The organism is Saccharospirillum impatiens DSM 12546 (assembly GCF_000423605.1).
GTDB classification, from domain to species: Bacteria; Pseudomonadota; Gammaproteobacteria; order Pseudomonadales; family Natronospirillaceae; genus Saccharospirillum; species Saccharospirillum impatiens.
The window spans coordinates 23,998-50,114 of record NZ_KE384063.1 but is presented as its reverse complement, the minus strand read 5'-3'; the positions used below and the strand labels follow the sequence as shown (position 1 = coordinate 50,114).

General features: G+C 56.5%; 20 protein-coding genes and 1 tRNA gene. 7 read left to right on the top strand and 14 right to left on the bottom strand.

All coding sequences use genetic code 11. The features are described 5' to 3' along the window. Positions 1–74 precede the first annotated feature (74 nt). The 5 genes from G565_RS0122150 to G565_RS0122125 all read right to left on the bottom strand — a co-directional run bounded on the left by G565_RS0122150 (position 75) and on the right by G565_RS0122125 (position 6,872). Positions 75–872, bottom strand: coding sequence for a DNA methyltransferase (locus tag G565_RS0122150; RefSeq protein WP_028672727.1), 798 nt, complete (start codon positions 870–872; stop codon positions 75–77). A 9-nt stretch (positions 873–881) separates the two neighbouring features. Beyond that, positions 882–1,721: a DNA damage-inducible protein D gene (gene dinD / locus G565_RS25585; protein ID WP_037341152.1), complete on the bottom strand. Its 840-nt coding sequence runs from the start codon at positions 1,719–1,721 to the stop codon at positions 882–884. Continuing rightward, positions 1,718–4,795, bottom strand: a complete 3,078-nt coding sequence (locus tag G565_RS0122135) for a BPTD_3080 family restriction endonuclease (RefSeq protein ID WP_211227259.1) — start codon at positions 4,793–4,795, stop codon at positions 1,718–1,720. The genes dinD and G565_RS0122135 overlap by 4 nt, the downstream gene beginning before the upstream one ends. 381 nt (positions 4,796–5,176) lie before the next feature. Continuing rightward, positions 5,177–5,253: transfer RNA gene (locus G565_RS0122130), tRNA-Arg, on the bottom strand. 68 nt (positions 5,254–5,321) lie between these two features. Next, positions 5,322–6,872 (bottom strand): cation:proton antiporter family protein, encoded by a 1,551-nt coding sequence (locus G565_RS0122125; RefSeq protein WP_028672724.1) that lies wholly within the window; start codon positions 6,870–6,872, stop codon positions 5,322–5,324. Positions 6,873–7,349: 477 nt separating this feature from the next. Between G565_RS0122125 and G565_RS25580 the strand changes: the two genes are divergently transcribed. The 3 genes from G565_RS25580 to G565_RS0122105 are packed head-to-tail and all read left to right on the top strand — an operon-like array spanning position 7,350 to position 9,820. After that, complete coding sequence (locus tag G565_RS25580; RefSeq protein WP_051208443.1) at positions 7,350–8,183, top strand: transporter substrate-binding domain-containing protein; 834 nt, start codon at positions 7,350–7,352, stop codon at positions 8,181–8,183. Next, entirely contained in the window at positions 8,180–9,073 is an 894-nt protein-coding gene (locus G565_RS0122110) for an amino acid ABC transporter permease (protein WP_037341147.1), read from the top strand. Before G565_RS25580 ends, G565_RS0122110 begins: the two co-directional genes overlap by 4 nt. Positions 9,074–9,076: 3 nt before the next feature. Beyond that, a complete protein-coding gene (locus tag G565_RS0122105; protein ID WP_028672722.1) occupies positions 9,077–9,820 on the top strand; it encodes an amino acid ABC transporter ATP-binding protein in 744 nt (247 codons plus the stop codon). Positions 9,821–9,849: 29 nt separating this feature from the next. Here G565_RS0122105 and G565_RS0122100 read toward each other — a convergent pair whose 3' ends face one another. Beyond that, positions 9,850–10,617, bottom strand: coding sequence for a phosphatase (locus tag G565_RS0122100; protein WP_028672721.1), 768 nt, complete (start codon positions 10,615–10,617; stop codon positions 9,850–9,852). Between the two features lie 183 nt (positions 10,618–10,800). Between G565_RS0122100 and G565_RS0122095 the strand changes: the two genes are divergently transcribed. After that, positions 10,801–12,204: a hypothetical protein gene (locus tag G565_RS0122095; protein WP_028672720.1), complete on the top strand. Its 1,404-nt coding sequence runs from the start codon at positions 10,801–10,803 to the stop codon at positions 12,202–12,204. On the opposite strand, the gene G565_RS0122090 is transcribed toward G565_RS0122095, so the two are convergent. After that, the gene (locus G565_RS0122090) at positions 12,166–13,128 is read right to left on the bottom strand and encodes a LysR family transcriptional regulator (protein WP_028672719.1); all 963 of its coding nucleotides are present in this window, start codon (positions 13,126–13,128) and stop codon (positions 12,166–12,168) included. The two genes, G565_RS0122095 and G565_RS0122090, sit on opposite strands and share 39 nt — an antisense overlap. Positions 13,129–13,288: 160 nt before the next feature. Between G565_RS0122090 and G565_RS0122085 the strand changes: the two genes are divergently transcribed. The 3 genes from G565_RS0122085 to G565_RS0122075 all read left to right on the top strand — a co-directional run bounded on the left by G565_RS0122085 (position 13,289) and on the right by G565_RS0122075 (position 17,974). Then, positions 13,289–14,293, top strand: coding sequence for a TAXI family TRAP transporter solute-binding subunit (locus G565_RS0122085; RefSeq protein WP_028672718.1), 1,005 nt, complete (start codon positions 13,289–13,291; stop codon positions 14,291–14,293). Positions 14,294–14,364: 71 nt separating this feature from the next. Further along, on the top strand, positions 14,365–16,329 hold the full coding sequence (locus G565_RS0122080; protein ID WP_028672717.1) for a TRAP transporter permease: 1,965 nt from the start codon (positions 14,365–14,367) through the stop codon (positions 16,327–16,329). 4 nt (positions 16,330–16,333) lie between these two features. Beyond that, positions 16,334–17,974 carry a sulfatase-like hydrolase/transferase gene (locus G565_RS0122075; RefSeq protein WP_028672716.1) on the top strand — a complete coding sequence of 547 codons (1,641 nt, stop codon included), beginning with the start codon at positions 16,334–16,336 and terminating at the stop codon, positions 17,972–17,974. Between the two features lie 98 nt (positions 17,975–18,072). On the opposite strand, the gene G565_RS25575 is transcribed toward G565_RS0122075, so the two are convergent. The 7 genes from G565_RS25575 to G565_RS0122040 form a co-directional block, all read right to left on the bottom strand. After that, a complete protein-coding gene (locus tag G565_RS25575; RefSeq protein WP_037341142.1) occupies positions 18,073–19,527 on the bottom strand; it encodes a flotillin family protein in 1,455 nt (484 codons plus the stop codon). A 94-nt stretch (positions 19,528–19,621) separates the two neighbouring features. After that, positions 19,622–21,079, bottom strand: a complete 1,458-nt coding sequence (locus G565_RS0122065; protein ID WP_028672715.1) for an aldehyde dehydrogenase family protein — start codon at positions 21,077–21,079, stop codon at positions 19,622–19,624. A gap of 2 nt (positions 21,080–21,081) precedes the next feature. Then, the gene (locus G565_RS27855) at positions 21,082–22,197 is read right to left on the bottom strand and encodes an ABC transporter ATP-binding protein (protein WP_084649529.1); all 1,116 of its coding nucleotides are present in this window, start codon (positions 22,195–22,197) and stop codon (positions 21,082–21,084) included. Then, positions 22,190–22,924 (bottom strand): ABC transporter ATP-binding protein, encoded by a 735-nt coding sequence (locus G565_RS0122055; RefSeq protein ID WP_028672714.1) that lies wholly within the window; start codon positions 22,922–22,924, stop codon positions 22,190–22,192. The genes G565_RS27855 and G565_RS0122055 overlap by 8 nt, the downstream gene beginning before the upstream one ends. After that, complete coding sequence (locus G565_RS0122050) at positions 22,917–23,867, bottom strand: branched-chain amino acid ABC transporter permease (protein WP_028672713.1); 951 nt, start codon at positions 23,865–23,867, stop codon at positions 22,917–22,919. Before G565_RS0122050 ends, G565_RS0122055 begins: the two co-directional genes overlap by 8 nt. After that, entirely contained in the window at positions 23,864–24,730 is an 867-nt protein-coding gene (locus G565_RS0122045; protein WP_028672712.1) for a branched-chain amino acid ABC transporter permease, read from the bottom strand. Before G565_RS0122045 ends, G565_RS0122050 begins: the two co-directional genes overlap by 4 nt. Positions 24,731–24,869: 139 nt before the next feature. Then, complete coding sequence (locus tag G565_RS0122040) at positions 24,870–26,069, bottom strand: amino acid ABC transporter substrate-binding protein (protein WP_028672711.1); 1,200 nt, start codon at positions 26,067–26,069, stop codon at positions 24,870–24,872. Positions 26,070–26,117 lie beyond the last annotated feature (48 nt).

Sequence of the window (26,117 nt, the reverse complement as noted above, 5' to 3'; positions counted from 1 at the left end):
CAATTCTACAAAGTATTAGGGCCTTTTTAACCCTCTGATCGAGATTTTTCTTTTATTTTCAGAAGCTTAGCCGTTTATGGACGGGCACTAACTAGATGCACATTCTCATCGCCAATCTGAACAAAAATAGAACCGGAGTCTGCCAGCAAGTCTCTTGAAACCGTCAACCGATCCCGCAAGTAGGTCAGATAGGAGTGAATGCCATCCCGCCATGTATCCCGAAACGCCTTAACCTGCTCCGGCTCGCGAGTTATATGGGCGGCGTTGCCATCCGTCACATCCCGGCTAGTCGTCGACCACTGAAAATTGGAGTTAAATTTAATGCCATAGGGCGGATCAAAATAGATGCATTGTACTTTGCCGCGTAGACCTTCACGCTCTGCCAAGCTGGCCATCACCTGCAATGAGTCGCCAAGGATCATCCTGTTGGTCCAGTGGGCATCGTGTTGGTAGAACTCGGTTTTGGCGCCCTCATCGGGCAGGCCATTGAAGTCGGCGAAAAGGTCCGCCATGGCGCCAACCTGCTCGGCTTCTTCCTCTTTTTCAGCGGCTTCAGTGCGGCGACGCAGATCGTCGATCAGAACCTTGGGGTGGACCTTTTCCTGAATATAGAGCGGCGGGGCGTTGACCACCAAGTCCGACCAGTCCTGTTGATCTTTACCGCGCCAGACCAGCTGCGGGTCCAGATCCCGATTGCGGCTTTCCTTTTCCTCCTCCAGCCCTTCGCTGCCGCGCGGGTAGTTGACTTTGACCGGCGCCTGGTCGTCTTTTTTCATGACGGACTGGTATTCCGCCGTGGGGATGTTTCGGCGCTTGGCTTCGTCGTGGGTCAGGGCTTCGACGGACTTGGGGGCTTTTGGTTTTTTGGCCATAACAAATATTCAGTCCAGAGAGTCGGGATTTTTAAGAGATTTTTTGTCGGCGGAGGCAATACGGCGCTCGACCTTTTTCACGTCTTCGGAGGCAGGTAGGGCCTCCGGGCGAATGCCCCGCTCCAGCAGAGTACCGCGAACGGCTTGATTGTTGGTGGTGTGCTCGCTGGAAATGGCGCCCTCGTTTTGCATTTGGTGCTGACGGGCATTGAAGATGGTGATTTCAGTGGCGAAGTCTTTGGCCTTGAGAATAATGGTTGGCGCAAAGTCAGCTAGGGGCCGATTGTCGGGCACCTGCCAATGGGCTTTCATGGCCTGGGTGGTTTTTCCAAACAGGGCTTGGTCGCCTTTACTGCGAATCACCCCAAAGTTTTGGTTGCCTCCGGTTTGCTCATAGATCACCTCGGAAAGCTCCTTTTCGGTAGTAGTAAGCTTTTTACGGGCTGACAGGCGCTCAGTTTCCAGTAACCGCTGCTCTATCAGCTCGGCCTTGCGGGTTTGTACCGCGAAATAGGTCTGGGCGAAGGCGATGGGCTGCTTTTTGGAATCGCCGTTCTGGGCGATCAGGTAACAGGCGTAGCGGGTGAGCATGAGGTCAGGGACGTCTTTTTCCGCGCCCTTGGGCATGGCTATCGTTTTGTTGACGTCAACAAAATGATCCCCGGGGGAGTGACCCGAGATTTCACAGGCAATCCTTGCCTTGGTGATCACCTGGGTAAAATTGCGCCATTCCGTATACCCCAGCAGGTACTGAAGGTCTCTGGCAAGCCAGTATTCAACTCCCGTTTCGGTCTGCTGAGCGTGACCTTCGAACGTTTCGGTCAGTGATTGAATGAGCTCCGTTTTCATGTGGTTTCTTCCTTACTGAGTGCGTTGTCAATCATAGCGTCAAATTCAGCTTCGACTTTGGCGGCAAATTCGTACTGCATATGGAATACGTCAGTAAATTCGGCGAAGCCCCATCGCCCATAGGCTCCCAGGTTGTTCACACCCGGCACCCAGTAAGTGTCCATGGTGGACTTTTTCTCTTTGGCGTCTTCGCCCCGGTAGCCTTTGATCTCCACGATCAGGTTGAGCGGGTCATGCGCACCGTTGCCGTCGTCGACCTGAACAATAAAGTCCGGCCGGTACTTGCGGTTTTCTGAGGCGTAGCGGTAGGGCACTTCCAGCCCCAGGTTGTGGTTTTTGACGTAGGCCAGCACTTTCGAGTGCGCTTCGGCGACGCGGCAGAGCTCGGCCTCCCAGTCACTATCCAGAATTACCCAATTGAGCTGACAGCGGCGGCTGTCGGTCTCGTAGCGCTCCGTCTTCGAGGTGTTGAAGTTGACGTGAACGGTAGAGCCGGTGGGGTTATAGGGATCCAGTACTGCCTTGATGGGCTTTTTGCCATGCTCGGCGCGTGTGATGGCGGCGGTTATCCGGTCACAAGCGACATCAGCCAAGGCCTGGTACATCAGCAGGCCAGGATGGGTTTCGCCTTTGCAAACCAAGCAGGTATCCAGCCACTCTTTGGTAATACGCTTGAGTTGGCCAAACAGGTGAAGCTTTGGCTCTTCGCCCGGGTCGCGCCATTTGGTGTAAAGCAGGCGCTGGGTCAAATGGAATAACAAACTGGAGCGGCGCATGTCTTTAATGTGGTCGAGGCTCAGGTCTACATCTTCGCCGATAATCCCCGCGTTCTTTGTGATAGAGGGGCCAACGATAGCTGGGGTGAGCTCGAAAATGGAGTCGTCCGTGAACTGCGCGCTGAGGCGGTCCTCGGGCAGCTCTACGCGGTACCCGGCGACCCGAGGGAACGAAATTTCCAAAGATTCCCGCTCGGGCAGGACGGCCTTTACCTGCACGGTTTCTCGTGGCGGCTGAGGTGGAGCGATAACTGGCTTGGCGGTAAAGTCGAAGGGAATGCCGAGCACATCGGCATACTCAACATTGAACAATCCCTCTTCATTCACCTCGTAGGACTGGCGGCGCAAGGCGCGGCCAATGACTTGTTCGCACAGCAACTGAGTACCAAAGGCGCGCACCCCCAACACATGGGTGACGTTGTTGGCGTCCCAACCTTCGGTGAGCATGGATACCGAGACCACGCAGCGAATGGATTCGCCCAACTGGCCATCTTTGCCCACGGTGTTCATTACTTCACGCAGCAGGGTCGCATCGTCAATGTCGTTACCGGCACGGATCTGATTGGCCAGATCACCGCCACGCTGTAGCGCTTCGCGTTTGAAACGATCGATTTCATCACTGGCCAGATCGCGGAAGTTTTTATCCAACGCTTCACCAGATTCCAACTGCTCGCTGTCGATCAATAGCGTATTGGGACGGGCGAGCTGGTTGTCGTGCTCATCATAATTGCGGAAAAGCTCTAGACGGCCATTTACGACATTGGAGGTGCCATCTTCGTTTTCCTGGATAAAACCAGACATATAGTCATACACCAGCTTTGAGGTCGCGGTATTGTTACAGACCACGATGAAGCAAGGGGGCACTTTGACGCCGGCCTGCTTCCAAAGCTGGTAGGTTTTTTCGTAATGGCCATAGAGCGCTTGCAAGGCGGTTTGAAGCTCTACCGGTATGCTGAGCGGGTCCAACGCTTTGCCCTGCCCGCGCCCTTTTTTGGGCATCTTTTTGCCAATGTGCTTCCACAGCTCGCGGAACATAGGCATTTCGTTGCCGGGAATATTCTCTGCCACCGGTACTCGCGGCAACTTGACGATGCCGCATTCAATGGCATCCATGAGAGAAAAATCGCTCATGGTCCAGGGGAATAGTGTGCCTTCAACATAACCGGAGCCACTGAGAAAGAAAGGCGTGGCGGAGAGGTCGAAGACTCGCGCTACTCCGAGCTTGCGGTTCACGGCTTCCAGGCCGGAGATCCACAGGCGGGCAGCCTCTTTGTTTTTCTCCGCTTCTTTTCTGTCGTCGCCTTTTAACGCTTCTTCATCGCTTTCGGGCTTTTCCCGATAGCAGTGGTGCGCCTCGTCGTTAATCACCAGGACGTTCTTCATGCCCATCAATTCGGGCATCACTCGCTGGAGCATTTGGCCCTCTGTTTCCAGTGTATTGAGCGGGTCGCCATCGCGGCCTTGCAGCAGCAGACGACCGCCTTTGGATAGCTCTATGCGTTCACGCAGTTTGAAAGCATGGTAGTTGGTTATAACGATTTTGGCCTTGTTGAGGTCCTCCATCATATCGGTGGGGACCAGCTCTCGGCTTTTGTAATAGCTGTCTGGATCGTTGGGCATCAGTACGCGCAGGCGGTCGCGAATGGTGATGCCGGGGGCTACCAGCAGGAAGCCACGGGTAAACTTCTTGCTGTTGGGCCTGCGGGCAGCGTTCACCGTTTGCCACGCGATGATCATGGCCATCACCGTGGTTTTGCCTGCGCCGGTGGCAAGCTTGAGCGCCAGCCGCATCAAACCCGGGTTCGCTGCCGTGTTGGCATCCTCCAGATGCTTAAGAAAGCGTTCGCCATTTTTCCCAAGCTGTGGGGCCACCTCGGTAAGCCAGATGGCGGTTTCCACGGCCTCCACTTGGCAGAAAAAAGGCCGAATACCGGAAAATTTGTGATCCCGCCAGTGCTGTAGCAGGCGGGCGGTTTCTGGGGTAACGCGCCAGTTAGCGGGATTGGGGATAAGGCGCCATTTGTCGACCTCGTCCCGGACCGCATTAATGACGGCCGTGTGGTCGTACTGCTGTTCTTCGGTAGACAGGCCATGGCCTTCATCAAAGGCCATGCTGGCTTGCTCGCCACTGCCCTTGAGCTTTTTCGGTTTCGGTATCGGTGTAATGAACTCGGCCCGGCGGCGCTTCTCAAGGACTTGTTGGGTGGGCTGGCCGGACTCGTCCAGTTCCCAGTGGCGAGCGGGGTAGTCATAGGGAGAGTTGAGAACTGGACGATCAAAAAAAGGGTTAGACATCATAAATCCCTATATCATGAGCAATATGAGTGTATTCATCCTCGACACACGACGATATGCTCACGAAACTGAAACAGAACTAACAGTGTTTTAATGTAACTATTTTAAACCACTGTATATGGCAATTACAGACTAAACAATGAGAGGGTGTCGTTCATGACCGCTACGCGCATGAACAACTTGATTTTCTGCCAGCTTACAAAGCTACAACTCGTTCTAGATTCATGAATTCTGTGACCATTACCATTACTAGCAATATCAGAGCAGAGGTCACACTTATACAACTAAGAAAAACGTCCAAATAAATATGGCCACACCTTGGCCACAATTTGGTCACAAAAGCGAAAAGGTAAGCAGTTACTAACGAGGAAAAGCAGTGAGGGGTGGCGCGCCCGGCAGGATTCGAACCTGCGACCTCTGCCTCCGGAGGGCAGCGCTCTATCCAGCTGAGCTACGGGCGCGTAACGGGGCGGAGTATACAGATTTACCGGCTTAAGTCCACAATTGGGTGGGATTTCAAGGGGTTAGCTCACCCGGGTGTGGCCAACCGTGCTGATGTACGCTCCGCCAGACCCATGCCCGCACTGCTCATGGTCAGGAAGGTTTCATCCGCACCGGCAGCTTGCATAAGCGCTGCGGCGTCTTCATACAGCGCATGGGTGACCACTGGCCCGGTAAAGTTCAGTTTGCGGATCTGTTTGGCTGCCACAACCACCCCCTCGGTATCGGGCATGGCGAGTATAAAGGCATCAATGGCCGACAGGTCGACTCCATGCCAGAAGCAGGTATCTTCAGCATCGGCATACACTACATTGCGCCCAAGGGCTTGTTGCCGAGCCACTTTATCGGGGTCTGAATCGAGACCGACGACGTGGTAACCACGCTCCACCATAGCCCGGTAGGCTGCTGTACCGGTGCGCCCCATTCCCAATACTATGACGGTCGCATCACCCAGTGAAGCGGGCTGCTCGTCGGGGTGCATGCTCTTACGTTCCAGGCGAACCAACTTAAGTTCCAACCACTCGAATATCGGGTGCGCCAGGCGGTTCAACGGTGCCGCAATAATGAACGACAACGCGACGGTAATCGCCAGTGGCACCAGCCACTCTTCCAGCACGCCCGAGGCGACAATCAACCCGAACTCGCTGTAGCAGGTCAGGCTCAATGCACCCAGGAACGCATTGCGCGCGCGAAGCCGGAACAGAATCAACAGGCCGAAAAACAATATCCCTTTCAGCGGCAGAACCAGGGCAAACACCACCGCAAAGATCAGGGCTTGCGTATCTGGCAAGCCGTTCATGCCGATTTGCAGGAAAAAGCCGATCAGGAACACTTCCTTCAGGCCCCACAATGAATGAGACAGCTCCGTTGAGCGACTGTGGCCGGACAGCATTACGCCCATGGCGAGCGCCCCGAGTTCAGAACTGAGCCCCAGTGATTCAAACCCCATACCGCCGACGGCGACGGCGAGCACCATGCCCATCAGCACCATCAGTTCATCGTGGCCGGCCATGTCCAGCAGCCAATACAAAGCCGGCCGCAGCAACGGCAGCGCGAAAACGATCAGCGCCCACCAGGATGGGCTATTGCCGCCCGCAATGCTGAGCACCAGCAGAGCAATCAGATCCTGAATGATCAGAATCCCGATCGCTACCCGACCGTGAAAAGCGCCCAGCTCCCGCTTGGCTTCCAACACTTTGGCAGCCAATACCGTCGATGAAAAACTCAGCGCAATGGCCAGCAGAATAACGGTGTCCAGTGCCAGGCTGGTAAACAGCATCAGACCGGCGCCGAAAACCGAGACGGTAATGACGAAATGCAACAAAGCCCCGCCAACAACAACCGGCTCGATCAGGTTCTTGACCTTGAGTTTCAACCCGACCGTAAACAGCAACAACAACACACCCAGATGGGCGATGTGCTCAAGCACCGGCCCGGTATAGGAAGGTAAGCCCACATAAGGGCCCAGTGCATTCAGGCCGAACCCAGCAAGCAGAAATCCCACCAGGGGTGGAAGGCCTATTCGCTTGACCAGCAGGCCCATCACAAAGGCCAAAGACAACCCGACTACTTCAATCAAAATAAGGTTTCCTTTTAGAATTCAATCATCAGTACCAAGCAAATATGGACTGGTTCACTCATCTCATCGCGCGCGAGCCTGTTCATGACCAGGCGAATTATGGTCTCTTTGTTGGCGGGGTCGGACTCGGCCACCAGTAGCGTCAGTGCGGGCAATTCACTGTTGGATGGCGTTTGCGACAGGCACCTCAAACGCCGTAACTCGCACAGCAGTTCCAAACTTTACAGCGTTAAACGGGTGAAAGAAATGATCATAGTGCTTCAGTCTTTGCATCATCCTACGACCGGTTTAGCCGCCTAAAGACCGGACGACAGAGCAACCACCAGGCGATCAGACTTGACCTGAAAGCCCGTATTCGTCAGCATTCCAGAGGTATTCCCGTGAACGCTACCGGCGCCCGGCCTCCGCTTACGCCGTGCAGTGCCCGGAAACAACCCCCTTACCCGGTCGGTTTCGACCTTCACACTGGAGTCTGTCATGTCTGAACGTACTGCCTTTCGAAGTGCTTTGATCGTTCTGTTTTCGCTGTCGATGACGGTATTTGCCCAGGCCTTTGCTGAAGAGCGAACAACCATGGACCCGCGTCTGGTCACGCCCGGCAAGCTGACCGTCGGCACCGGTGACCCGGTCTACCCGCCCTGGATGCTGAACAATGACCCGGCCGGCGGTGAGGGCTTCGAAAATGGCCTCGTTTACGAGTTGGCAGCAGAAATGGGTTTCGACGCCGATGACGTCGTCTGGATTCCCCAAACCTTCGATCAGGCCATTGCCCCGGGCAACAAGCCCTACGATTTTGCCATTCAGCAGATTTCCGTGACCGAAGCACGCAAGCAGATTGTCACCTTTAGCCAGGTATACTTTCAGCCTGAAAAAGCCGTGATCGCCCTGCCGGGCAGCCCGCTGGAAGACGCCACCAGCTACGATGACCTGCGCGCAGCCCGTTGGGGGGCCACCATTGGCACCACCGACAACGATTATCTGGTGAACGTTCTGGGCATCACCGAGGCGTCGATCTATAACGAGCAGGTCGATGTGTTTCAGGCCATGGGCTCCAGACAGATCGATGGTACCCTGATCTCCTTGCCCACGGCGTTGTTCGTCACTGCGGTTCAAGTTCCCGACGCAAATATCGTGGCGTTGCTGCCACCGGATGAAAACGACCGGGGCCATGGCCTGCTATTCGAATACAACAACCCGCTGGTTGAATGGGTCGACGATGCCTTGTCTGTCGTGATCGAGCGTGGTGTCGTCGAAAACCTGAAAGCCGAATACCTGATTGCCGACCCAGACCTGCCCTTCATTACCCAATGAGCCATACCAACCTGCCCGACCAGGGCTCTGCTGGCGGCGCCACACGGCGCCCGCCACCGCCACCACCTGGCCGCAACCATGACTGGCGCGAAGCGCTGGCCCCCAGCCTGATCAGCCTTCTCAGCCTTCTCAGCATCATTCTGGTGTTCGGAGCCCTGGCCTGGGTGATCACCTCGGCCGAGCAGTGGCCACGCATCAAGCTGCAGTTCTTTAACGTCGATGCGATGATCGCGGCCTTCCCGCGTGTGCTGCAGGGCTTCTGGATCAACATGCGTATCTGGCTGATTGTGCTGGCGTGTATTCTGATTCTAGGCATTGCCCTGGCGGTGATCCGCTCGCTGCGCGCGCCCTGGTTTGCGCCCTTTCGGCTGATGGTCATCCTGTACATTGATCTGTTTAGGGGCCTGCCGGTGTTGCTGCTGGTGCTGCTGTTCGGCTTTGGCATTCCCGCGTTGAACCTGCCCGGCTTGCCGTCGAGCAGTCTGTTCTGGGGCGCGGTGGCCATGGTGCTGAGTTATTCCGCCTATGTCTGCGAGATTTACCGCTCCGGCATCGATGCAGTGCACGAGGGCCAGTGGGCGGCGGCCAAGTCGCTCGGGCTGACCGAATGGCAAACGATGATTTACACCATACTGCCGCAAGCCGTGCGCAATGTAATGCCGGCGATGATGAACATCGTTGTGGCACTGCAGAAAGACGTGGCGCTGCTGTCTATCATTGGCGTGCGCGATGCGGTGCGCGAGGCACAAATCTACACGGCCTCAACCTTCAATTATTCATCTTTGATCGTTGCAGCTGGCCTCTTTCTGCTGGCGACGATTCCGATGGCGCGCCTGGCCGATTACATCACCCGCCGCGATCGTGCCCGCCGTTTGCAGATAGGAGGTTAGCCGGTGCCGCGTGTTCAATTAGCTGAAGTGACCAAGTATTTTGGCGATAACCTGGTGCTGGACCAGGTCGATCTATCCGTCGCGCAACATGAAGTTGTGTGTCTGATTGGCGCCTCGGGCTCCGGTAAATCGACGCTGTTGCGCTGCATTAACCGGCTGGTGAAAGCCGATTACGGTGACATCTATCTGGATGACGTGCCAGTCACTGATGAAAGCTTTGGCAAGGTAGGGTTGCACAAGCGCATCGGTATTGTGTTTCAGTCGTACAACCTGTTCCCGCATTTAACCGTGCTGGATAACCTGACGCTGGCCCCGCGCAAAGTGCATGGTAAAAGCAAGAAAGAGGCCGAAGCCCAGGCACAGGAACAACTCGACCGTTTTGGGATGGGACGTTTTGCCAAAGCCTACCCGGAGCAGCTGTCCGGCGGCCAACAACAACGTGTGGCGTTCGTTCGTGCATTGATGAACAAGCCGGATGTGTTGCTGCTCGATGAGGTGACCGCCGCTCTGGACCCGGAACTGGTTGGCGAGGTGCTCGGTATCATCAAGGAGCTGAAAGCCCAGGGCATGACCATGGTGATCGTCACCCATGAAATGGGTTTCGCCCGCGATGTCGCCGACCGGGTCTGCTTTCTGGAAGGCGGACGAATCCTCGAAGAGGGTAACCCGACCGATATGTTCAACGAGCCGCAACACGAACGCACCCGGGCGTTTCTGGATCGGATCATTGAGGCGGGGCGGTTATAGTGCCTAGTGGCATGAGTTAACCTCTACAGTTACACCGCATCCGTTTCAAACTGACTCGCCCACTCTTTCATTTCCAATGCCACTGGCTTGTCATGTTCACCCAAAAACCGCAAAAAACGGGGTGCGTTGGCATTAACAATGCGATGCTCCGGAAAGCCAATGCGCTCGGCATGGCCAATTGCATGGTCAAAGTCACCCACGGTGTAAGCAACGTGAGAATCCGAGCCGAATGCCACTTTCCAGTCCAGCCGGTCGATCAGCTCCATGATATGAACGCAGTTGGATTCGCTGCCTAAACGGGAGTGGGAGAACGACGAGTTATTGATCTCCAATACCACGTTATTGTCTCGCGCAGCCCGAATCACTTCTTCGTAATCGAGCGGGAAATTCGGATTACCGGGGTGCCCGAGGATCTGGCATTCACCGGTCTTTATGGTATTAATCACCGCCTTTGTGCAGGTGGCTTTATCTGCCGGTGCAAACACCGGCTCGTGGAAACTGGCGATGGCAAAATCAAGAAACTGATGCAGTTTGTCGGGAATATCCAGCCCGCCGGTTGGCTCAAGAATGTTGGCTTCCATACCGCGCAACATGCCAACATTGCCGATCACCCGGGGAATGACCTTCATGTTGCCGAAATGCCAGTAGTGGGCGCCATCGGGCATGGTGGGTGCGTGGTCGGTGATGCTGAACAACTGCAGCCCTTTGTCGCGGGCGATCTGGAAGTAATCGTGCACAGTGCTGTATGCGTGGTCGCTGGCAACGGTGTGGGCGTGGGTGTCGGTCAGAATGCGCATTAACGAATGGCCCTGTGGTCAGCAAAAGAGCTGTCCATCATAGCACACCGTCCGTGACGCTTTAATGAACCAGCAGACTCGCCGCATCGGGTAACGGCGGGTATTTGGGTACACCCTTCGCTTTATCGGGCGCAGCCCCTTACACTGTAAGTGTCGTTAAAATACCCGAGTCACCTGGTTCCCATGGCCTTTGAACGCTCTCTGACACTGCCACTGCTGGCGCTGGTTCTGACTGCTACCTTACTGTATCAGTTAGCCGGTATTGAGTCGGCTTTATGGATTGCCGGCGCCGCTCTGATCGCTTTTGTGGCCATTCGCTGGCCACGGTTGCCGCGATCCCCCCGCATACTGGTTGGCCTGGCGTTGTTCAGCGGTCTGTTTCTGCCCTGGGCGGAGAATCCATGGGCGGTGTTGCGCACTGCCTTTGACCGCGCCGGCTACTTTTCGACGTTCCTGATCGCGCTGAGTTTTCTGCGCCTGGCCGCGCAGCGTTCACGCATGGTTCGCCGCTGCGGTGCGCTCGCCGTGAATCAGCCGCCTGGACGGCGTTACGGGATTCTCAGCTACACCACGGCGTTATTCGGGTTGATCCTGAATTTCGGTGTATTGCATTTGCTCGGGCTGATGGTGAGCCGGGGCAATACCCTGGCAGCGGCACAGGGAAACGTGAGTGTCATGCGCACGCGTCAGCGGCGCATGTCGCTTGCCATGCTGCGCGGATTTGCCGCCCTGCCGATGACCTCGCCGTTTTCCATTACCCTGGCGCTGTTACTGACCATCATTCCCGGGTTGCGCTGGCAGGACATTCTACCCATCGGGTTTGTAACCGCGGCCCTGTTGATTCTGATCGGCTGGATACAGGATTTTCGTCACAACCCCCGACGCCTGCCGCCGGGCATGGTCGCCAACACCAGCCAAACCAGTTGGCGACCGGCGTTTCAACTGGTCAGCCTGATTGGTCTGCTGACCAGTGCGGCTTTTTTGCTGGAGACGCAAACCAACCTGTCGCTGACGTTGTCTGTGATTCTGACCAGCCCACTGGTCGGCATCGGCTGGCTTGCCTGGCAGGGCAACCGGGCTGGGTTAAAGGGCGCAACGGTGCTGCTCGGGCGCCGGTTGAAGACCGATATTCCCAATCAGGTGGCACCGCTCAGCGGTGAGGTCAGCCTGCTGGCCGGGGCGGGTTTTCTGGGTGCAATCATTACCGGCCTGGTGACTGAATCGCAGGTTGTTTGGCTGGTCTCATTGCTGCATCTGGACGGGTATTTTCTGTTAATCGCCGCCATGATCCTGACCGTCGCTTTGGGTCAGGTCGGCTTCAACCCGATCGTCAGCGTGACCTTGCTAGCCTCTGCCCTCCAGCCGGTCACCGCATTTGGGCTGACCCATGAATTACTGGCACTGGGCTTGATGTCGGCCTGGTGTCTAACGGTGAACTCATCGCCCTTCACAATATCCGTATCGATTGTCGGGTACTTGAGTCAGGTGTCACCCCGGCACCTGGCGTGGAACTGGAATCGTCGGTATTTGCTGGTGAGCTTTTTGTTTTTATGCGTCTGGTTGTTTGGGTTGCAGTGGTTGTATTGATTCTGTTTGATCACCGACCACGGCCATGCGTCGGGCAAAGGCGGCGCTGACCACTTTGACCCAACGCCGGTCCAGGTCCCTGGCGCGGTACCAGAGAAAGATATCCCGCCGGCCAAAGTCGGCGTCTACCGGCAAGACCACCAGATTGTATTGCTGCTCCACGCGCCGCGTCAGTTTTTCCGGCATCAGACTAAGATGGTTCCCTTCGCGCAGCATTTTCAGGGTGATCGCGGCATCACCGGATAACGCTATGGGTGTGTGGATACCACTCACACCCATCGACTGCAAACGCTCTACCGGTGATTCCTCAAAGCGGGCGTAAGTACCCATGTTGATCCACGCCTGATTATCAATATCCGACAAGGCCAGAGAACCTGTCTGTTGAGCCCGGATAGCCAGTGGGTGCTGGCTTGAAGACACCACCACCAGACGATCTTCAAGAACCAGGTCGCACACCAGATCGCGGGTCTGGGATTGGACCTTGGGAGAAAACACCAGATCGAGTTCTTCGTCATGAATCTGCTCAATCATTCGGTACGGTGTGTCCACTCGAATCAGCAACGATAAGTCGTCATGCTCTGCCATTAAATCCTGAGCCATCTCGTTCATCAGGTTGTTGGCCAGCAACGGACCAACGCCAATGCGCAGTTCCTGCTTGAGCCCCAGGCCATGGCGCACGGCAACCTGCTGCGCCGACCACACGGCCTTGGCAATTGCCCGACCATGACGCGCCAGGTCAGCACCCAGCGGTGTCTGGCGCACGCCGTGGCGGCTGCGGGTGAACAGCGGGCCTCCCGCCTGCATTTCCAGAGTCTGGATATTGCGCGTGAGGGTCGGCTGGGTCACGTTCAGGCGGGACGCTGCCGCACTGATTGAGCCACTGTCGAGGATGGTGGCCAATTGCACCAGATGTTTCGATTCCACAGGCACCTCTCGGAATTTAGTCGTTTCAAGCGCTCTCGATATATACAAAAATGTACATTTAGAGAACTAAAAACGAATTATACGAATGCGAAGAAAGATTGCACACTTTCTGAACGTCAAAAACCCTATAAGTCCAACAACAAGCAATGACGAGGTCGATATGAACAAACTACTCACTTTGGGGCTTGCCAGCCTGGTGCTAACCTTCTCTGCTGGTTTCAGTCAGGCAGAAAACCTGCAAATGGATGCCGGCGGTGCCGCTTCTGTAACCGGCATGCTGCCCCAGGCATACGCTCAATACACCAATCGCGAAGGCATCAATCTGCAGGTTGTATTGGGTCAGACACTCACCCGCTCGGTCATGATGCTCGGTGCAGATCGGCTTGGCTCCTCCGTGGTACCCCCACCCGCATTCAGTGCCATGCAGCGGGGTGTCGGCCCCTATGCCAGCAACGCTGAGCAGGCAATGGCCCTATCCAAGAATGTTCGGGCCATTACCGGGTTGCCCGGCAGCACCTATCACGCCATTACCTGGGAACGGGCCGGCATTGAAAGCTGGGACGACATTCGCGGTAAGCGCGTTTTCGTTGGTCCCCCCGCCGGTGCCGCCAACATGCAGATCATGGGCATGATTGAGGCCGCTTCGGGTCTGGTCGACGGTGATTATGAAGCCGTGCGCGCGCCCTGGGGTGCAGCGGTACAAGGGTTTCAGGACGGCCAATACGACGTGCTGGTTTTGTCGGCTCCGGTTGGGCAGCAATCGATCAATGAGATGAGCCTGCAAAACCCGATTCGCATACTGGGCATTCCTGAAGAACGCATCGGAACCCCTGAATGGAACGACTACGTCAAAGCGGCTGCCATGTCCTACACCGTTATTCCGGCCGGCACGTATCGGGGGCAGACCAATGGCGATCAGGATATCGTGACGGCCTCCAACATCATGTGGATGGGCGTGGGCGCGTCGATGTCCGATGACATGGCGTACCGGCTGGCCAAAGCCTACTGGGAAAACATCGACGAGTTGAAAGCATCCAACGCGTTGTTGCGTACGATCAGTACCGAGAACCCCTTCGAAGGCGTCAACGCGCCGCTGCATCCGGGCGCAGTACAGTACTATCAGGAAAATGGCATTGCGATCCCCGAGGAATTGATGCCGTCTTAATCGAGCGCCCCTTAACCAATTCAGCTGCCTGATATGGGTGCCCGGTTCACGGGCATCCGGAGGACTCACCCATGACGACCCGGTCGATGAAACTCGCCAATCGTTTGCAAATCGCTCTGTGGATCGTGGGCGGTGTGCTGGCACTGGTTGGTCTGATTAACGTACTGCCCACCTACGGTTTCCTGCCGCGACTGGGCCCTTTTGAACTTGAATGGTTTCGGCCGTTCTTTTTTACCCTCTGCGTGATTACGGGCATTTTGTACCAGTGGCGTGCGCAAGCGTTGACCGGCGACAACCCTTCGAGCATTCGCGTTGCCATCGACCTGGTTCTGATGGCGATAACCCTGTATTGCAGCGTGCGCTATTTCCAGGTTGCCCGGGTAATGGAACTGTCCATCGTGTTTTTTACGACCTGGGACGGCATTACCGCACTCATGTCGGTGCTCGTGGCCACCGTGATCTGCTGGCGGCTGTGGGGAGCGCCCATTGCCATCATTGGATTAATTGCTGTTTTGTACCTGGCGACCGGCGAGTATTGGCCCGGTGTGCTGCAGACGGCTGGTGGCAATGCCATGGACCGGTTAGCAGCCAACCTCTGGTTTGGCAGCGACAACGGTGTGGTCGGGTCTATTTTTGCCGTTATTCTGTCGACCGTTTTACCCTTTATTATTCTTGGAGGTGTACTTGAGGGCTGCGGTGCCGGTTCCTCGATGATTCGCATCTCCTTTGCGCTGATGCAGCGCTTCCGCGGTGGACCGGCCTATGCGGCCATCCTCGCATCCGGGATGTTCGGGACCGTATCCGGCAGTGCCGTAGCCAACGTAGTGGGTACCGGCGTTGTGACCATTCCGATGATCCGCAAGCGTGGCTTCAGCGGCGACTTTGCCGGTGGCCTGGAATCTTCAGCCTCCGCCGGTGGTCAGATCCTGCCTCCGATCATGGGTGCGGCGGCCCTGGTTATGGCCGACTATGTCGGCGTCTCTTACCTCACGGTCATCGTAGCGGTCATGATTCCCGCGATCGCTTACTACACGAGCCTGTTTCTGGCCGTCTATTTTGAAGCCAAGAAACTGGGGCTTAATGCCGAGCCGGAAGGCGAAGTGCCTGAACCGATCGATCGTCAGGACTGGATCAACCTGCTGTTGCTTCTGGCTCCGCTGGCCACCATTGTCTGGTTGCTCATTGAAGGCCTGTCTCCGGCCGGTGCGTCGATCAGTGCCATTCTTTTGTTGCTGGTACTGAGTTTTCTAAACCCCAGCGTCAGACAGAAGCCTCTGATTCTGCTGACGTCACTGGCGGATGGCGGCGTAACCGTTGGGCGCCTGTCGATGGCCATTGCTGTGGTCGGCGTTATTGTCGCGACTCTCGCTGCGACTGGCATCCCAACGACCTTTGCCGTGTTGTTGTCGAACGCGTCAGACTACTCGTTGCTGGCAGCTCTGCTGATCACAGCGCTGGGGTGCATAGTGTTGGGCATGGGTATGCCAACACTGCCCGCTTACATCGCGATTATCTCAGTCATGGGGCCCACCTTGCAGGCCTTTGGCATGGAGCTGCTGACCGCGCACATGTTCGTGTTTTTCTTCGGTGTCGCCTCAGTGATTACACCGCCAGTGGCAATCGCCGCCTATGCAGCTGCCTCGATCTCTGGCGGAAAGCCCATGGCGACCGCTATTGCCAGCACCCGTATTTCAGCCGTGCTGTTCCTGATTCCCTTTGCGTTTGCCTACAACCCACTAATGCTTACGTCAGCGGCCGCGGGCGGTGACTTTTCGATGGGCGCCTACGCCTGGCTGATCGCTCAACTGGTGCTGGCGTTGTATCTCATTACCAGCAGCCTGGCGCGTTTTGATCGCACCAAACTGTCGTTGCCGGATAGCGCTGTTCGCTTTGCTCTGGCACTGGGCCTGCTGTCGCCTTACCTCATCGTCAGTATTGCTTGCCTGGCTATGGGCTTATTGATAATGGCCCTGCATGCCTGGCGTCACCGAACCAACACGCTTACTGCCAACCACCCGCAACTGGCGAAAGGATAAGTTTATGAAAGCGGTCAAAAATTCCCTGTTCATCATGATCGACCAGCTGCGCTGGGATGCGTTGTCTTGCTATGGCAATCGCATTGTCGATACACCAAACATTGACCGGCTGGCGCAACGCGGTGTCCGGTTCGACAACGCCTACACCCAGGGCACCAGCTGTGGAAATTCCAGGGCGTCCTTTTACACCGGCCTGCACATGCGCTCGCATGGGGCGACCTGGAACGACTGGCCCTTTAGCCTCAACGAATGGACGTTGGCCGACTATCTGAAGCCGCTAAACCAGCGTGTGGTTTTGCTCGGAAAAACCCACATGAAACCCGACCTTGAAGGCATGGGCAGGCTCGGCATCGAGCCCGCATCCAAGCTGGGCATGCGTCTTGCCAACGCCGGCTTCACCGAAGGCGAACACGACGACGGATTGCACCCTGAAGGCCCGGCCGGAAAGTACTCCAAACAAGAGCCTCGTTATAACAAGTACTTGCGCGCACAGGGGTTTGACGGGGAAAATCCCTGGCTTGAGTGGGCTAATGCCGCTGAAGACGAACAGGGTGATCTGGTATCCGGGTTTTATATGGAACACGCTCACCGGCCGGCACGCATCCCCAAAGAACACTCGGAAACGGCCTACCTGACCAACCGCATCATGGAAACCATCGATGCGATGGGCGACGAGCCCTGGTGCTTGCACGCCTCTTACATCAAGCCTCATTGGCCGTGCCTTGCACCGGCACCTTATAACGACATGTACCGGGATGCTGACTTCGCACCGGCCGTAAAGTCCGAATCCGAGCGACAGACCCCTCACCCGATCTATCAGGCATTCATGCAGCTCGGTGTCAGCAAAACCTTCTCCGACGATGCCAAACGGTCTCATGTGCTGCCAGCCTATTACGGTCTGGTCAAAGAGGTCGACGATCACATCGGCCGGGTGCTCGCGCACCTGGATGCCAAAGGGTTAACCGATGACACCCTGATTGTTCTGACCGCTGACCACGGCGACTACCTGGGCGACCACTGGCTCGGTGAAAAGGATCTGTTCCATCAACCCTCCGTCAAACTGCCATTGATTGTTGTCGACCCACGCCCCGAAGCGGATGCCGCGCGGGGTCAGCAATGCGATGCCCTGGTCGGTGCCATTGATGTGCTCCCTACCTTGATCGAATGTGCTGGCGGAGAGATTGCCGAACATCGGCTGGAAGGTCGGTCTCTGCTCCCCTTCCTTCATCAGTCGGCGAGTCCGTTTGAACGGGAATTCATTGTCTCCGAGGACGATTACGGCCGGCTACCCGTTGCTGCGCAACTTGGGGTGGACTCTCTGGCAGCACGCATGACCATGGCGTTCAACGGACGCTACAAGCTGGTTCATTGCCCGGGCTTTGCAGACATACTGTTCGACCTTCACAACGACCCGAAAGAGCTTGTTGATCTGGGCAGTGACCCGGGTTATGAACATGTGCGTCGCGACCTGCGCGATCGACTGCTTGACTGGAGTGCCACACTGCACAATCGCCGTGCCGTTAGCCGGGAGATGGAAAAGAGTGCCAATGGATTGTCCCGACGTCAGGGAATTCTGATCGGGTACTGGAACCGGGCCTCCGTGCCCGATGAACTGAAACCGCCACTGAGTATTGGCGTTAAATAGCCGGTAGCCAGTTCGTCCTATCATTAGCTTGGAGCAGACACCGGGTTAGTGGCGCCTTAGCAACAGCCACTAACCCGGTAATCAGCAAACTGCACAATCTACTTGTGCAATTCTTCACTCTTGGCTGTGGGCACGGTACCCAGCCCTGACTCAAAGCTAACACCCAGTTCCTCACCCAGCTTCTTCAACGCCGGTAACTGAACCGCCATACCCATGATGCTGTCGAGCGCCTGGTTGATCGCCGGGCGTTCGCCGACACGGTTGCCGTCACTGCCCAGTGGCTGACCCAAACCGGTGATCTGGTTGATCCGGATCGACTCGATCTTCTCGGCCGGCTTCACCATTTCCGCGACAATTCCCGGCAGCGCTTGCAGTCGCGCCTGCTCGGTCTTCATGGCAATCAGACTGTCACTCATGCCGTTTTCTGCCGCAATCATGGCGCGTCGGCCTTCGGCTTCTGCCAGCAGTTCGGCCTGGTGAGCATTGGCACTGGCAACGCGAATTGCCGCTGCTTCTTCTGCCTGAAGCATAGCCACTTTCTTGGCCCGCTCGGCGTCACTGACCGCCTTGCCGGTAGCCACTTTGTCTTTGGCGGTAATGACCCGTACTTCCGCTTCTTCGAGTTTGACTTGCGCTTCCCGCTCTTCACGCAATTTCTCTTGCAATTCGATGTCGCGCCCCAGTTTGGCCTGACGAATCGCTTTTTCCATGTCGATCTGACTCGTCGCAATGGCACGTTCGCTTTCTGCTTTATAGGCAGCTACTTCAGCCATTTGCCGGGACTTCAGCACTTCCATCTGTTGGGTTTGCTGAATTTGGGCCTGGGCTTCTTCCAAGTCAAAATCCAGTTTTCGCTTGGCCAGGGTCAGTGCCGACTGGCGCACCGCTACTTCGGCATCGGCATCAATGTCGGCGCGCTCCTTGCGAGAGCGTGCGATCAGCTCAGACAGTTTGCGCATGCCCGCGGCGTTAAAGGCGTTGTTTTCATCAAGTGCGTCAAACGGCGTCTGGTCCATATCGGTCAGCGATACGCTTTCCAGCGCGAGGCCATTGGATGTCATAGACGGCTCAAGCAGCTCTTTTACCTGACGGACAAAGTCGCCGCGTTTTTCATGGAGGTCGTCCATGGTAAAGCGTGCCGCTACCGAGCGCAGCGCGTCGATCAGTTTGCCTTCAATCAGCTCGCGTAACTTGCCGGCATCAAAGGTCCGGTTGCCCAGCGTCTGGGCCGCCCGAGAGACGCCCTCTTCGGTGTCGATCACCGAGACGTAAAACTCGACGCCGACATCAACCCGCAGTTTATCCTGAGTAATCAGCGACCCGTTGCCTGCCCGCTTCACTTCCAGACGCAGTGTCTGCATGTTAACGCGCGCCACGTTGTTGAAATAGGGAATGGCCAGCACGCCGCCATCCAGAGAGACCTTGCGGCCGCCCAATCCGGTACGCACGAGGCTGACCTCGCGCGTTCCCCGCTCATAAAACTTAGCCAGAATTGCGATGATGATGGCCAGAACGATCAGGCCAAGAATCACCCAGATTATTGCGTTAGCCATGCCCAATCTCCCACTGACACTTGTTATTGTTCATTGTTAGTCTCCAGTAAACACGGCAAGCCAGAGCATGCCGGAAAATCAGTTATTGACGACATCAAAACACGGGTGGGTAAGGGCGTCCGCCCCGGTCCAGTGTGATCCAGCGAGTTTGCGAAAACGTCTCGACCGACCAGCGACCACCGTGGTTGCCAAGCCCGGACGCTTTGGAGCCACCAAAGGGCACGTGGGGTTCATCGTTAATGGATGAACAGTTCACGTGGCAGGAGCCGGTTTCCAGTACCCGTGCCATGCGCAGCGCACGTTCTTCGTTGGCGGTAATGATGCCGGACGACAGGCCATATTCGGTGTCGTTGGCAATGGCAACGGCTTCTTCATCCGTTGAGAATGGGATGACCGGAACCACCGGACCAAAGGTCTCGTCCTGGTAGAGTTTCATGTCAGGTGTGACGCCGGTCATGATGGTCGGCTCAACAAAGCGACCGTGCACGCCGCCACCGAGTACGATCTTTGCGCCCTTGGCAACCGCATCATCGATCTGATCCTTAACCCTTGCCGCCTGTCGGTCGTTGATCAGCGGACCGATGACATTGGAGGGGTCGGTCGTGGTGTCACCCATTTTCAGCTTGGCCGCCCGGGCGACGAATTTGCGCAGGAATTCGTCGTATATCTTTTCGTGCACCAGCACCTTCTCGACTGACATGCAGATCTGACCCTGGTGCATGAAGCTGCCGAAATTCGCCGCCGACAAGGCACGCTCCATGTCCGCATCCTCGCAGACAATCAGCGAGTCCTTACCCCCGAGTTCAACACAGGCCTTCTTCAGGTGCGCGCCGGCTTTGGCCGCAATAAAACGCCCTACCGGCGTTGAACCTGTGAAGGAAATGCCTTTGACCGCCGGGTTTTCGATCAGTTCATCGCCGACCGCTGTCACGGACTCTCGCGAGCAAGTCACGACGTTCAGTACACCCGGTGGCACACCCGCTTCTTCGAAAATTTCCGCGAACATCAGACCGCCGACATAGGGTGTATCTTCAGAGGGTTTCAACACGATGGTGTTGCCAATGGCGCAGGGAAACGACAGCCCGCGCGAGGTCAGAATCAGTGGCATGTTCCAGGGGCTGATGACGTTCACCACGCCCATGGGCTGTCGCATGGCCATGCTGACCTTGCCGTATTCCGACGGCATGACTTCGCCAATCGAGTTGTAGTTCATGGCAGCGGCGGCACGAAAGACACCGGCGGTATACCCCACCTCAAACATGCCCTTGCCAAACCAGCCACCGCCTTCAGCCTGAACGGCTTTGACGATATCGGGTTTGCGCTTTTCAAAAATGTCCGCCACTTTCAGCATGTACGCCGAGCGTTCGGTATAGGGCAGGTCACGCCAGGCCGGAAAGGCGTCCTGAGCGGCACGAATAGCCGCGCGGGTTTCCGCCACGCCCGAGTCCGGTGCCTTGCCCCAGATCTCTCCGTTCGATGGATTGATGTCGTTGAACGTGCGCTCAGTGGGCACCCACTGACCACCGATGTAATTACCTTTAAACGGATGCATGGTTACTCTCCCAAGCCGTTTGTAGAAGAAGTGCTGTCCGGTGAAGAACCGCTACCCGTTGCCGACGTTCGCGCCGCCCGTTCCATTCGTGCAAGCATGTCAGCGAGGCTGCCGGAGGTATTATCACTCGGCCCGGCCACGTCGCTGCGATGGGCACGAACACCGGTTTGCCAGGCGCTGCGCTGTATCACTTCGGCGTTGCGAATCCACTCCTGAATATTGCCTCCGGCGAGTTGTTCGGACGCCAGAGGCGGTCGCTTGTCGAGCCCGGCTGGCCGAATATGGCCAGCCGCCAGTGGTGAGACCGCTGCGGCAGTGCCGACGGTTTGCTCTGTTGCTGACCTTGCGGGCTGGGTAACCGATGCCGGGTGATGCGTCCGGGGCGATTCCTTGCTGCCTGCACCACCTAGATAGGCTTCACGCACAGCCGGATCACTGAGCAGTTTCTGTGCGCTGTCTTCAGCCGTGATGCGACCGTTCTCCAGCAAATAACCCCGATCAGCAATCGACAAACTCTGCTTCGCATTTTGCTCGACCAGCAAGATACCGAGCCCCGTCTCCCTGACTTTTTTCAGTGTTTTGAACACCTCACTGGCCAGCAGCGGAGATAAACCCAGCGAAGGTTCATCCAGCATCAGTATGCCCGGAGCCGACATCATGGCCCGGCCGATCGCCACCATTTGCTGTTCACCGCCGCTCATGGTGCGCGCGATTTGCTGGCGCCGCTCGATGAGCTTGGGAAACAACTGGTAAACCAACTGCCGCTGCGTGTCTTCACGCTCGCGTGCAAACTTTGAATAGGCACCCAGAGTCAGGTTTTCCTCGACCGTCAGGTCGCCGAAAATCCCGCGCCCCTCCGGTACCAGTGCCAGCCCGGCTGCCACCACCTGGTGAGCCTTGAAACCGGCTGTCGCCTGCCCGTTAACCGTCACTGAACCGGCATTGCGATGCACCAAGCCGGAAATGGTACCCAGCAGCGAACTCTTGCCCGCGCCGTTGGCGCCGAGAATAACGACAATCTCGCCGGGCGCGACTGAAATGGATACGTTGTCCAGTGCCTGGTGTTTGCCATAGGCAACACTGACACCATTGACCTGAAGACCTTGTTGTTCACTCATAGTCTTCTCCCAAATAGGCTTCAATAACCTGCGGGTCGGCCAGCACTTCCGCGGGTGTTCCCTGGGCAATGATGTTGCCGGTACTCATCACCACACAGCGATCACACAGACTGCGAATCGCATCCATCACGTGCTCTACCAGAATGACCGTGCGACCGTCGTCACGCAGTGAACGGATCAGTTCGATGCCGGTTTGCAGTTCCGTCGGGTTCAGACCCGCCAGCCATTCGTCCAGCAAAATCACCTTGGGGTCGGACGCCAGCGCTCGCGCCAGCTCAACCCGCTTCTGGTCGATGTAAGTCAGATCGGCGGTCAGTTTGTGTGAAATGCCGACCAACCCAACACGCTCAAGCTGACGCTCTGCATAGACGGCCAACGCATGACCCCAGAGTTTCTTATGACCAAACACAGCACCGGCCATGACATTTTCAAGCACAGTCATTGAAGGAATAACGCGCACCAGCTGAAATGTCCGGGCAATGCCGGCACGGGCAATTTTTCGCGTGGGCAAGTCGGTCAGCAGTTTATCATCCATCGCGATGTAACCGTCTGTGGCCGGTAGTGCGCCGGAAATCAGGTTCATCATGGTGGTTTTGCCGGACCCGTTCGGGCCGATAAGACCCAGCACTTCGTGCTCGTGCACATCGAAGCTCACGCCGTTGATCGCCACCAGGCCTCCAAAGCGTTTGACTACATTGCGCACCTCAAGCAATACCGCACTACTCATGACTCACCCCCGGCTTGGACCGCGCCTTGTGATACCAGCGGATCAGCACACCGCTTATTCCATTGGGGATGTAGAACACAACCAACAGGAAGGCGACACCCATGAGCAATGTTGTCTGTGCCGGAAAATTCGACGCAATAATTTCCCAGACAAACGCAAAGGGAATCGCGCCCATCAACGGCCCCCAGAGACGCTGAGTGCCTCCCAGCAACGCCATGATCACCACCATAAATGACAACTGGGGGTTGAACGCCATCGAGGGTTCGATGTAGACAAAGCGTGGTGCCAGAATCGCCCCGACCACGGCAGCCACCGAACCGGACACCATAAACAAAACGATCTTAGACCAGGCGACGTTTATGCCACTGTGCTTGGCAACCGACTCGTCGCCGCCGATGATGCGAATCGCAAACCCGAGCCGGGAACGATTGATCAGCCAGCCAACCAGGTACACCAGCAGCGCCAGAGCCAGCAATTGCCAGTATATGTGCGCGTCGGTCAGATCGGTAAAAACGTAGCTGCCCCGGGTGCCGCCCATGTTGTTCTGGTACCAGGTAAACACCTGACGAGTCAGTTCGGCAAGACCGAGCGTGAAGATCACAAAGTAGACCCCGGACAAACGCAATGTCGCCCAGCCAACGAGTGCGGCCATGATGGCACCCAGTATGGCCGCGATGATCAGCAGAACCGGATACGGCAAGCTTTCAAGACCCAGCGCCAGCGTATAACTGCCCACGCCAAAGAAGGCGGCGGTGGCCAGCGAGACATAATGAGTCGGCCCTGAAAAGATCGCCCAGGACGTCGCCAATACGGTGTACATGGTGATCGGTACGACTATGGACAACCAGCCATCGGCTCCGGGCGCTAGGGGCAACCAGGCCAGCACAAAAAACGCGGCCAGAATTGCCAGACCCATCCACAGATCGGATTGCTTCAATTTCATGTCTGCGCCCTCCCGAACAAGCCCTGGGGACGAAACAGCAAAATGAGCAGGAACAGAACATAGGCGGCAGCCAGTGTCAGACCCGGGTCAATCAAACGAGCTACCACGGTTTCAGTGATACCGAGCACCAGCGCCGCAACAATGGCGCCGCGAATGTCACCGACGCCACCCATGATGACAATCACCAACGCCTTTAGCGTGAAAACAATGCCGATTGAGGCGTCGAAGGTCAGGAACGTACTGAGCACCATGCCACCGGTTGCGGCGATGGCACCCCCCAGTGCGAACGCAAAATTGGAGGACTTTTCGACATCTATCGCAACCAGGCTGGCTGCGCGGGTGTCAACCGAAATGGCCCGCATCGATAAACCGGAACGCGTGTGGTTTAACCAGATCCACAACCCTGCACAGACGACAAAGGCAATGACAAACGCCAATACCCGATTCTGACCATAGCGTGAGTCAAATATTTCGACCGGCACCGACAGGAAACTGTAATTGAAGAACTCACCACCAAAAGCCCAGAGGAATATACCCACCAGTGTGAAGCTCAGGCCAAAGGTCACCAGGATGCTGTCGACTTCAAGCTGACCCCGCGTTTTTGCACGACGCACCAGCGGCAACAACAGATACCGGTAGATCAGCCAGTTAGCCCCAAAGGCCAGGGGAATCACCACCAGTAAGGATAAATAAGGGTTCAGGCTCTGAGCCGTGCTGAACCAGAATGCCGCAAAAGCACCGGCCACCAGCATCTCGCCCACAGCAAGATTCATGATTCGGGACACACCGTATTGCAGTGACAAACCCACCGCGATAATGGCGTAAACGCCCCCGAGGAAAATCCCCGTTATTAACATTTGCATAGCTAAACTACCTGAGGAGGCCCATAGGAAACTCGGCTGAAACAGAGCGCTGTTTCAGGGGCGGGCTCGCCCCTGCATCAGTCATTAAACTGGCCGGCTACACTGGTGCAACCGACCTGTCATTGAAGCACCCTGTGCCTTACATGGGGTCAGCAGTGCCTTCCATATCACCGAATGAGCCAACGCCGTAGAAATCGCCGTTCTGCCACTGACCGACGGTCCAGTAGTTGGATATCTGCTGGTTATTAAAAGTCCACTCGCCCATCACCGTATCGAAGGAGTTATTCTTGAGATACTCGGTAACGGCTTGACGATCCAGAGTACCAACGCCTTCAATGGCCTGCTCAAGGACTTGCAGCGAGGAATACATAACCGCACTGGCCCAGTAATCCGGCTCGGCACCGGTTACGGCCATGTGGGCTTCCTTGTACTCGACAAATGCCGGGTCTTCAGGGTTCACGCCACCGACACCGTAGACACCATCAATGCCGTCACCAAAACGGTTGCGGTACGCCGGAAAAGCATTGGCAACCGCGGTGTAGAACACATCAACTTCATCCATCAGGCCAGAGACCTGAGCCTGCTCTGTCAGTGCAAAGGTATCCGGTGGATAGGAGAACGCCACGAACAGATCGGGGTCGGCATCCTGAGCCGAATTGATGATCGGTGTCACATCCTGAATGGTCGGCGGGTAGGACGTGCTGTACACAATGTCGAAGCCCTCTTCTTCAAAAATACCGCGAGCAGCTTCGGCCAGTTCAATGCCGAAGGCGTCCGCTACATTCACCATGGCAAGACGGTTTCCGACTTCACCGTTGGCCTTCATGTCCGCTGCCAGGCGCGCAATACCCTGGGCCAGTGGCGTTGTTTTACCCAGCGTGAAGAACACACCGTCATAGCGCGCAGTGAGCGCATCGGTCTGGTCGGTAATGGCGGTTACGTTGATCATCGGGTAACCGAGCCGGTCGAAGATCGGAGCGGTGGCCAACGCCATGCCTGTACCGTAGGGCGGGATGATAAAGTCGACACCGTCGCTGGTCGCCAGACGCTGAACCGCACGAATGGTTTCCGTCGGATTAGTCCGGTCATCGTATTCAATGATTTCGACCGGATGGCGTTCACCGTCGTTTAACAAAATACCGCCACGCTCGTTAACCTGATGCGCCCACAGTTCAACATTGGGCCAGTAGGTCACCGCTGCACCACCCGCGAGAGGACCGGTTTTCGGTGCGGCTGCACCGATGCGAATGGTGTCTTCTGCCATCGCCGATGCGGAAAAAACCGCCGCACCGGCCAAAGTCACGGCGCCCACCAGAGTGGACAGAGTCTTGAGTTTCATGAGTCGTTCCTCTTTTTTTATCGTTGTTTTGGTCGTGCACATGGCTCA

Bases quoted from the DNA above. Each gene is read 5' to 3' on its own strand.
- G565_RS0122150 (WP_028672727.1), bottom strand. From the start codon at position 872: ATGGCCAAAAAACCAAAAGCCCCCAAGTCCGTCGAAGCCCTGACCCAC.
- G565_RS0122075 (WP_028672716.1), top strand. From the start codon at position 16,334: ATGAAAGCGGTCAAAAATTCCCTGTTCATCATGATCGACCAGCTGCGC.
- G565_RS27855 (WP_084649529.1), bottom strand. From the start codon at position 22,197: ATGAGTGAACAACAAGGTCTTCAGGTCAATGGTGTCAGTGTTGCCTAT.
- G565_RS0122055 (WP_028672714.1), bottom strand. From the start codon at position 22,924: ATGAGTAGTGCGGTATTGCTTGAGGTGCGCAATGTAGTCAAACGCTTT.
- G565_RS0122065 (WP_028672715.1), bottom strand. From the start codon at position 21,079: ATGCATCCGTTTAAAGGTAATTACATCGGTGGTCAGTGGGTGCCCACT.
- G565_RS0122050 (WP_028672713.1), bottom strand. From the start codon at position 23,867: ATGAAATTGAAGCAATCCGATCTGTGGATGGGTCTGGCAATTCTGGCC.
- G565_RS0122080 (WP_028672717.1), top strand. From the start codon at position 14,365: ATGACGACCCGGTCGATGAAACTCGCCAATCGTTTGCAAATCGCTCTG.
- G565_RS0122095 (WP_028672720.1), top strand. From the start codon at position 10,801: ATGGCCTTTGAACGCTCTCTGACACTGCCACTGCTGGCGCTGGTTCTG.
- G565_RS0122110 (WP_037341147.1), top strand. From the start codon at position 8,180: ATGAGCCATACCAACCTGCCCGACCAGGGCTCTGCTGGCGGCGCCACA.
- dinD (WP_037341152.1), bottom strand. From the start codon at position 1,721: ATGAAAACGGAGCTCATTCAATCACTGACCGAAACGTTCGAAGGTCAC.
- G565_RS0122040 (WP_028672711.1), bottom strand. From the start codon at position 26,069: ATGAAACTCAAGACTCTGTCCACTCTGGTGGGCGCCGTGACTTTGGCC.
- G565_RS25575 (WP_037341142.1), bottom strand. From the start codon at position 19,527: ATGGCTAACGCAATAATCTGGGTGATTCTTGGCCTGATCGTTCTGGCC.
- G565_RS0122045 (WP_028672712.1), bottom strand. From the start codon at position 24,730: ATGCAAATGTTAATAACGGGGATTTTCCTCGGGGGCGTTTACGCCATT.
- G565_RS0122100 (WP_028672721.1), bottom strand. From the start codon at position 10,617: ATGCGCATTCTGACCGACACCCACGCCCACACCGTTGCCAGCGACCAC.
- G565_RS25580 (WP_051208443.1), top strand. From the start codon at position 7,350: ATGTCTGAACGTACTGCCTTTCGAAGTGCTTTGATCGTTCTGTTTTCG.
- G565_RS0122085 (WP_028672718.1), top strand. From the start codon at position 13,289: ATGAACAAACTACTCACTTTGGGGCTTGCCAGCCTGGTGCTAACCTTC.
- G565_RS0122135 (WP_211227259.1), bottom strand. From the start codon at position 4,795: ATGATGTCTAACCCTTTTTTTGATCGTCCAGTTCTCAACTCTCCCTAT.